The following is an 8064-nucleotide window of genomic DNA, read 5'->3' as shown; positions in this document are numbered from 1 at the left end:
CGCCCGCCCGGGCCGGGGCGGCGGCGCGCCCGGGCGGCCCGCTCGGGGGGGGGGCGGGGTCTTCCCGCCGGCCGGCGCGCCTCGCGGACGAAGCACAGCGCCGCCGCGCCCGCCACGGGCCCGGCGGCCAGGGTGGCGAACGCGGCGGAGAAGGAGCCGCTGGCCTGGTAGACCGCCCCCACGACGACCGGCACGGTCACGCTGCCCAGTTGCGCCACCGCGTTCGTCGCGCCCGCCGCCGAGCCGGCCAGCGCCGTCCCCGACAGGCCGGGCACCATGGCGATCAGCAACGGCGAGTACAGGTACGCGCCCAGCCCCGCGAACCCGGCCGTCACCAGGAACGCCGTCTCCGTCTCCATGCGGCCGAACAGCAGCAGGCAGCCGGCGAAGGCCACCAGCACGGCGACCGCCGGGCGTTTGCGTCCCCGTCCGGCCAGGTCGGTGGCCAGGCCGATGACCGGTTTGCCCACCGCGCCCGCCGCCGCGAACACCACGACGACGGTCCCCGCCGCCACCGGGTCGAGCCCGTGCCCCTTCACCATCAAGGTGTTGGACCAGGTCACGAAGCCGTACGTGCCCCACAGCCCGCCGAAGCCGGCCAGGCCGATCAGCAGCAGGTCGCGGTCGCGGACCACGCCGCGCAGCGACGGGCGCGCGGCCGGCGGCTCGCGCCGGTCGCGCAGCAGTGTCAGGCACACCAGCGCAAGCCCCATCGACACGATCCCGAACAGGTGGTACGAGGCCCGCCAGTCGTACCACTGGATCAGCCGGGGCACGAGCACGTTGGCGATCATCGTGCCGAGCGAGGAGGCCATGGTGAACACGCCCATCGCCAGCCCCCGCTCCCGCTCGCCGAACCAGGACGCGATGAGCTTGACGCCCGCCGCGAAGTCGGCCCCCGCGCAGAGCCCGATCAGAGCCTGCACCGCGATCCCGGCCCCGGCGGACGGCACGGACCCGAACACGATCATGAAGCCGCCCGCCGTGAACAGCGACCCCGACAACACGACCCGGCTGCCGATCCGGTCGCCGAGCACCCCGCCGCCGATGTTGGACAGCACGTAACCGACGTAGTACGCCGTCGCGAACGCCCCCAGCCCCGCCAGCGACACCCCCAGCGCCTCGCCCGCCTGCAGCGACGCGGGCCCCCAGGTGGAACGGTCGACGGAGGTCATGGTGAGCGAGGCCCAGCAGAGCAGCAGCACGACCCACCGCCGCAGGGACCGGGGCTCGACCGACGGTGACACTGTGTAATCGCTCACGTGCGGTCACGCTACTGCCTCACCCCACGCCTTGTGACTCTCTGTACTTGGGCCATAACAATCTGCTACTCTCGGCGGTCCTTCCAGACCACGTCGAGGGGACCTCGAAATGTTCAAGAGAAGACGCGGATCAGCCGGCCTCGCGATCGCCGCCGCCGTGGCCGGTGTGCTGGCCTCCGCCACGCTGGCCGGGCCGGCCCGCGCGGCCGTACCCGTCCCGCTGCCCCACCCCTACCCCGGGTTCGGCCCAGCCTGGCCGGCCTCGGCGGGCACGGCCCACGTCCACAACCCCGCCCAGGCCGCCCCCGGCGGTCAGGGCCCGCTGCACAAGATCGCCTCCGGGGTGTCGTGACCCCCGCACCGGCGCAGGCGCCGGGCGTCGGCGTACGGCGACGCCCGGCCCGTCAACTCCGCCGGGCCCCCTCCATCTGACCACCCGCGGAGCGGCACTCGGCTCAGGCGCCGGGCGCTCCCGCAGGCCCGTCGGCGAAGTGCCGCAGCACCATCTCGATCAGCGCATCGACGTCGGCCTCGACCATCGGCTCGCCGGTCATGCCCATCCGGTGGAGCAAGGTGCCGACGACGACGTCGATGTAGAGCAGGACGCGCTGCTCCGGCTCGCCGAGCGCCTCCTGGAGCGCCAGCCGGTACGGGTCCTGGAACCGCGTGGACAGGACCTCGCGCAGGGCCGGATCGCTGACGGCGTCGCTGAACACGCCCGCGAACGCGTCGCCCGTGCCCGGCTCGCTGACCTTCCCCGCGATCCAGCGGATGGTCGAGGACATGATCTCGGCCCGGTCGGCGCCCTCCAGCGGCGCCGGGCCGAACGCGTCGAGCAGGCAGTCGACGATCAGCTCGCCCTTCGTCGGCCAGCGCCGGTAGACCGTCGTCTTCGCCACACCGGCCGCGGCGGCGATGCGCTCGACGGTGGCCCGCGCGTAGCCGAGCTCGTGGACGGTGTGCAACGTGGCGGCGAACACCTCGGCGTTGACGCCGGTGCGCGGGCGACCGGGCGGTCTGGCGGATGTGCTCGCTCGGGACATGCCTGAACGATATCTGATTGCGCTACCTCAAGTATCGATACTTCGGCCGCGATCCGAGCCGGCAACCCCGGCCCGACCCTGGGCCGCCCGAGGCCGTCCCGCTGCCGGAACCGGGCGCGGGCGGGCTGCTGCGTCCGCACGCGTCGGCGTTCGTCGCCGCCCGATAATGGAGTGAACCTTCCGGATCATGTGCGTACGGTGACGAAGGTGGATCCAGCTGACTTCTACACCGGCCTGGTCGCGGAGCTCTACGGACCGCTGAAATCCGTCTCCCAGGGCCCGGAGCCTTATGCCGCCTTCGTCGAGCGTACCGGCGTCCCCGCGCTGGAGCTGGGCTGCGGGGACGGCGATCCCCTGCTGGAGCTGCGCCGGCGCGGCCTGGAGGTCGACGGCGTCGACTCCTCGGCGGACATGCTGGCCCGGCTCCGGCGCCGGGCCGGCGAGCTGGACGTGTCCGTGACGCTGTTCCACCAGCGCATGGAGAGCCTGAGCCTGCCCCGCCGGTACCGGGCGATCTTCCTCGCCGGGCCGACCTTCACCCTGCTCCCCGACGACGCCACGGCGCTGGCCGCCCTGCGCGGCATCCGCGCCCACCTGGACGAGGGCGGCGTCGCGCTGGTGCCGCTGTTCACTCCCGACCCGGCCCCGGCCGACCAGATCGGCCGGGCGCGCACGGCCGTCGCCCCCGACGGCGCCGGCCTGCGGGTGTCCGTCGTCTCCCAGCGACGCGACGAGACCGTCCGGACGCAGACGACCCTCCTGCGCTACGAACGCCACCAGGGCCGGGACGTCACCGTCGCCGAACGCCCGTGGGTCCTGCACTGGTACCCCCGCGAGGTGTTCGAGGAGCTGGCCGCGGCCGCCGGCCTGGCCGTGACCGCCGTCACCGATCCGGACGGCGGCCCCGCCCCCGCCCACGCCACCGACCTGCACGTCCACCTCGAACCCACCTGACGCCGCGGCGGGCCCGCGCAATGTCGTCGCGCGTCGTCGTGCGTCTTCGCGTGTTCGCGGCACGTCCGCCACGCCGCCCGGGACATCATGCCCATGCCGAACACGCAGGCCAGGAGCCTGTTTCCCATCGAACTGGGGCGTAACGGGCTGCTGGTCGTCGCGGCACGGGCGCTGCGGACCCGGCCGCATCCGGCTGCTGGCCGGGCTGTCCGCCCTGGACGCGCTGGCCGGCGGGCTGGCCGTCCAGGCGGTGCCGGCCTGGTGGTTCGCCCATCGCTTCGGCCCGACGACCACCCAAGCTGGGCCTGGTGTTCTTCGCCGCCAACCTGCTGCCGGCCCTGGCCCAGCTCACCGCGCCGCTGCCGGCCGCCCGGCGCGGCAGGCGTTCAGGGCCGCGGTCGTGCCGCCGGGGCAGCGTACGGCCGCCGCCGGCATGACCGGCCTGGCCCGCAGTGTCGCCGTCCCGGTCGCCCCGATCGCCGCCACCACCACGCTGACCGGCACGCTGGCCGCGCTGGGCGCTCCCCTGCCGCTCGGCGCGGCCCTGGGCCTGGGCTACGACCTGGCGCTCTGGCGCGCCTACCGCGGCGTGCCGCCGTCCTGAGGGGGAGGCCGGTCAGCGCCACAGCCTCGGGTCGCGGGTGGGGTCGGCGTACATGCGCGGGCAGCCGCGGCCGGCGGCCTCCGGACGCAGTTCGTAGTGCCAGGGCTCGTTGCGGTAGATCTGGCACAGCCCGTACGCGGCGCCGTGCGCCGACAACCATCCGGCGGCGGCCGCCCCCAGGTCCACCGCGTCCCCCGACACGTGCAGCGACGTGTCCGGGGAGGCGACCCATCGGGCGGCCGCCCGCTCCGAGCCGTACCGGGCGACCGCCTCCCGGCGCAGCCGTTCCTGGTAGGCCGGGGAACGCCGGCCGCTGTTGACGACGAACTCGACCCCGTCGCCCGCGGCCTCGGCCGCCGCCCGGCGCAGGGCCCGGAGCAGGTCGGCGTCGAGGCCGGCGACGGCCGGGATCCCGTCGTCGAAGACCGTCACGCCGTCGGGCACGGCCCCCTCGGTCTCGTCGTACGCCGAGACGGTCAGGGACGTCGCCGCCCGGTGGACGACGACGCCGGCCGCGAGCGTCACGCCGAGGACGACGAGCGCGGCCACCAGGGCCGACCGGGTCCGGCGGGCTGCCGTTCGTGCTGGTCCGCTGGATGTCATGCCGCCAGTCAAGGCAGCGGCCCGTTGCCGGCCCGTATGGGATTTTTCATATGCCGGCGATAGGCCCCGGGCCGTACGGTCAGGGGTATGCGGGTACTGATCGTCGAGGACGAGCCCTATCTTGCGGAAGCCGTCCGCGACGGCCTGCGCCTGGAAGCCATCGCCGCCGACATCGCCGGCGACGGGCACACCGCCCTGAAGCTGCTGAGCGTCAACGCCTACGACATCGCCGTCCTCGACCGCGACATCCCGGGCCCCTCGGGCGACGAGGTCGCCGGGCACATCGTCGCCTCCGGCAGCGGCATGCCCATCCTCATGCTCACCGCCGCCGACCGGCTCGACGACAAGGCCAGCGGGTTCGAACTGGGCGCCGACGACTACCTCACCAAGCCCTTCGAGCTGCGCGAACTCGTGCTCCGCCTCAGAGCGCTCGACCGCAGGCGGGGCCACAGCAGGCCGCCGGTGCGCGAGATCGCGGGCCTGCGCCTCGACCCGTTCCGCCGCGAGGTCTTCCGCGACGGCCGCTATGTCGCGCTCACCCGCAAGCAGTTCGCCGTGCTCGAAGTCCTCGTCGCCGCCGAGGGCGGGGTCGTCAGCGCCGAGGAGCTCCTGGAGCGGGCGTGGGACGAGAACGCCGACCCCTTCACCAACGCCGTCCGGATCACGGTCTCGTCCCTGCGCAAGCGCCTCGGCGAGCCCTGGGTGATCGCCACCGTGGCGGGGGTCGGCTACCGCATCGACACGGCGCCCGCCGCCGGGCGCGAGGGGGAGGGCCATGGATAGGGCCCCCGGCCTGAGCGTGCGGCTCAAGCTCACCCTGAGCTACGCCGGGTTCCTCGTGGTCGCGGGCCTCCTGCCGCTCGGCGCGGTGGGGGTGTACTACATGCGCGGTCTGCCCGATGACGCCATCTACTCCACCGGCGACTTCCTGGTCAACCGCTCGGCGATCGTGCGGTCGTTCGCCCCGGTCGCGGCTCTCGTGCTGGCGTTCCTGCTGGTGTTCGGGCTCGTGGGCGGGTGGCTGCTGGCCGGCCGGATGCTCGCGCCCCTGACCCGCATCACCGACGCCGCCCGCAGGGCCACCGGCGGCTCGCTCTCCCACCGCATCAGGCTGCCGGGCCGCGCGGACGAGCTGCGCGAGCTCGCCGACACCTTCGACACCATGCTCGTACGGCTCGAAGCGCACGTCGCCGAGCAGCGGAGATTCGCCGCCAACGCCTCCCACGAGCTGCGCACCCCGCTCGCCGTCGCCCGGGCGCTGCTCGACGTCGCCCGCACCGACCCCACCCGCGACCCCGCCGAGCTGGTCGACCGCCTCCACCTGGTCAACACCCGGGCGATCGACCTCACCGAGGCGTTGCTCCTGCTCAGCCGGGCCGACCAGCGGTCCTTCCCGCGCGAGCGGGTCGACCTGTCGCTGATCGCGGAGGAGGCCGTCGAGACGCTGCTGCCCCTGGCCGAGCGGCGCGGCCTCGCCGTCGAGACCGCCGGCGACCTGGCCCCCGCCGACGGCTCACCCTCGCTGCTGCTGCAGATGACGACGAACCTCGTGCACAACGCGATCGTGCACAACCTCGCCGGACAGGGCACGGTGTGGGTCACGACCGCCGTGCACGCCGGGACGGTGACCCTCACCGTCGAGAACACCGGCGACGAGCTGCCTCCGGACGTGGTCCCCACGCTGGTGGAGCCGTTCCGGCGGGGCACCGACCGCGTCCGCGCCGACCACGCGGGGGTCGGGCTGGGCCTGGCGATCGTCGGCAGCATCGTCCGGGCGCACGACGGGACGCTCGACCTCGTCCCCCGCCCGTCCGGGGGTCTGCGCGTCACCGTGCGCCTGCCGGCGGGCGTCACGGAGGGCACCCACCGTCGGCGGTCGCCCGCCGCCTGAACTCCGTGGGCGTCAGGCCGGTCGATTCGGCGAAGGCCCGGTAGAAGCTCGACCTCGTCTGGAAGCCGCTGGCGTGCGCGACCCTGTCGACGCCCCAGCCGGTGACCAGCAGCAACCGGCAGGCGTGGGCGACCCGCAGCCGGGTGACGTACTGCCAGACGGGCATGCCGAGGGCCCGTTTGAAGGCCAGGGCCGCGTAGGTGGGGTGCACCCCGGCGGCTGCGGCGATCTCCTCGACCGTCAGCCGGTCGGTGTAGCGGCGGGCGACGACGGCCAGCATCCGCTCGGCCGACCCGGCCGCCGCGGCCTCGGCGGGCGCCGTCCCGCGCGGCCCGCCGGTCAGGCGGGCCAGCCGGGCGTGCATCTCCAGCAGGCAGACCTCGGCCACGGCGGGGGCCGGCTCGTGGCGCAGCTCCCGGTCCCAGCGGCTCATGAGGAAACGGTCGTGCTCGCCCTCGGCGGCGGTGCCGTACAGGAACTCTCCCGACAGCGCCCGCTCGACCGCGCCGCGCAGCGGGTCGTGGCCGATGACGGCGCTCAGCGGGACGGTGGCCCAGAGGAAGTCCACACCCTCGGCCGTGAGCAGCCGGTGCGGGTAGCCGCCCCAGAAGACGGCGAGCCGGCCGGGCGGCAGGTCCACCTCGCCGCCGACGGTCGCGTACCGGGCGGTGCCCGACAGGACGAGGTTGAACTCGACCTCGGGGTGGATGTGGGAGCGGGGCATGGGGCCCGACGTCACGTGGAACGCCTGCAGGCCGATGACCTGGGCGAGGGATCGCACACCTTGAGGATATGCGACATCTCGGATCTTCCGGATGGATGACCGGAATGCGGTCGTCGCGGCAGAGTAGCGGCATCTCACATCACCCCGGAGGTTCCACCATGTCCGAGCTGGACGACTTCCTGTTCGACCTCAACGGCTACCTGATCCTCAGGAACGCCGTGGACGCGGATATGCTGCGGCGGCTCAACGACGAGTTCGACGCCTTTCCCCGCCACCTGGCCAGGGGCGAGTGGTACCGGGGCGCCCAGCGCCGCGACTACACCCCCGAGACCGGCTTCGAGCTGCACCAGGCGGTGGCGGCGGGCCGGCCGTTCGAGGAGCTGGTCGACCACCCGAGCTGGTTCGACCTGGTCAGGCACTACGCGGGCGAGGAGGACAGCTACATCCCCGGCGTGTTCGTCGACGAGACGATCGCCTCGATCCGCGAGTCGGGCGGGCACCACCCCGTGCACTCCGGCGGCTACCGCACCGCGCTGCGCTGCGGCTACCGCTACGACCACGGCGTCTTCCGCTGCGGTCAGGTCAACATCATCCTCGCGCTGACCGACATCGGCGAGGGCGACGGCGCGACCATGGTGGTGCCGGGCTCGCACAAGTCGAACTTCCGGCACCCGCTGGGCGGCGACTACGCCAGGGGCGACCGCATGGACACCCTGCCGGGCGCGATCCCCGTCCACCTGGAGAAGGGCGACGCGCTGCTCTTCGTGGACGGGCTCATGCACGGCGGCTCCACCCGGACCAACCCCGGCGAACGCCGCGTGGTCATCTACCGCTACGGCCCGGTATGGGCGGGCAGCAGGTACGGCTACGTCTACGACGAGTCCTGGCTCGGCGGCCTGACCGAGCAGCGTCGCAAGGTGCTCTACCCGGTGCCGCACGTCCACGTCGGCGACCCCTGCCCCGCGGAGCCCGGCGACAGGTGA

10 protein-coding genes are annotated in these 8064 nt (G+C 73.9%); 6 read left to right on the top strand and 4 right to left on the bottom strand.

Going from position 1 to position 8064, the window contains the following annotated elements; all coding sequences use genetic code 11:
* Positions 1–1262: MFS transporter (locus ABT158_RS18695; RefSeq protein WP_352354798.1), on the bottom strand; the 1262-nt coding region annotated here is incomplete at its 3' end.
* A gap of 109 nt (positions 1263–1371) precedes the next feature.
* On the opposite strand from ABT158_RS18695, the gene ABT158_RS18690 reads away from it, so the two are divergent.
* Positions 1372–1614 carry a hypothetical protein gene (locus tag ABT158_RS18690; protein WP_352354796.1) on the top strand — a complete coding sequence of 81 codons (243 nt, stop codon included), beginning with the start codon at positions 1372–1374 and terminating at the stop codon, positions 1612–1614.
* Between the two features lie 103 nt (positions 1615–1717).
* Here the strand turns inward: ABT158_RS18690 and ABT158_RS18685 are convergent, their stop codons facing one another.
* On the bottom strand, positions 1718–2305 hold the full coding sequence (locus tag ABT158_RS18685) for a TetR/AcrR family transcriptional regulator (protein ID WP_352354794.1): 588 nt from the start codon (positions 2303–2305) through the stop codon (positions 1718–1720).
* Positions 2306–2512: 207 nt separating this feature from the next.
* Between ABT158_RS18685 and ABT158_RS18680 the strand changes: the two genes are divergently transcribed.
* On the top strand, positions 2513–3259 hold the full coding sequence (locus ABT158_RS18680; protein ID WP_352354792.1) for a class I SAM-dependent methyltransferase: 747 nt from the start codon (positions 2513–2515) through the stop codon (positions 3257–3259).
* A 400-nt stretch (positions 3260–3659) separates the two neighbouring features.
* Positions 3660–3863 carry a hypothetical protein gene (locus tag ABT158_RS18675; protein WP_352354790.1) on the top strand — a complete coding sequence of 68 codons (204 nt, stop codon included), beginning with the start codon at positions 3660–3662 and terminating at the stop codon, positions 3861–3863.
* A 12-nt stretch (positions 3864–3875) separates the two neighbouring features.
* Here the strand turns inward: ABT158_RS18675 and ABT158_RS18670 are convergent, their stop codons facing one another.
* On the bottom strand, positions 3876–4466 hold the full coding sequence (locus ABT158_RS18670; RefSeq protein WP_352354788.1) for a D-alanyl-D-alanine carboxypeptidase family protein: 591 nt from the start codon (positions 4464–4466) through the stop codon (positions 3876–3878).
* Between the two features lie 87 nt (positions 4467–4553).
* Between ABT158_RS18670 and ABT158_RS18665 the strand changes: the two genes are divergently transcribed.
* Together ABT158_RS18665 and ABT158_RS18660 are read left to right on the top strand one after the other, a co-directional pair.
* Positions 4554–5249: a response regulator transcription factor gene (locus ABT158_RS18665; RefSeq protein WP_352354786.1), complete on the top strand. Its 696-nt coding sequence runs from the start codon at positions 4554–4556 to the stop codon at positions 5247–5249.
* Complete coding sequence (locus ABT158_RS18660; RefSeq protein WP_352354784.1) at positions 5242–6357, top strand: sensor histidine kinase; 1116 nt, start codon at positions 5242–5244, stop codon at positions 6355–6357. The genes ABT158_RS18665 and ABT158_RS18660 overlap by 8 nt, the downstream gene beginning before the upstream one ends.
* Here ABT158_RS18660 and ABT158_RS18655 read toward each other — a convergent pair.
* Positions 6317–7138 carry a helix-turn-helix domain-containing protein gene (locus ABT158_RS18655; protein ID WP_352354782.1) on the bottom strand — a complete coding sequence of 274 codons (822 nt, stop codon included), beginning with the start codon at positions 7136–7138 and terminating at the stop codon, positions 6317–6319. The two genes, ABT158_RS18660 and ABT158_RS18655, sit on opposite strands and share 41 nt — an antisense overlap.
* Positions 7139–7239: 101 nt before the next feature.
* Here ABT158_RS18655 and ABT158_RS18650 point away from each other — a divergent pair, with 101 nt between their 5' ends.
* Entirely contained in the window at positions 7240–8064 is an 825-nt protein-coding gene (locus ABT158_RS18650; RefSeq protein WP_352354780.1) for a phytanoyl-CoA dioxygenase family protein, read from the top strand.

The sequence above is a fragment of the Nonomuraea sp. NPDC001636 genome, from assembly GCF_040298265.1.
In the GTDB taxonomy this organism is placed as follows: domain Bacteria; phylum Actinomycetota; class Actinomycetes; order Streptosporangiales; family Streptosporangiaceae; genus Nonomuraea.
Note: the sequence above shows the minus strand (reverse complement) of the source record. Positions and strands in the feature narration are given on the sequence as shown.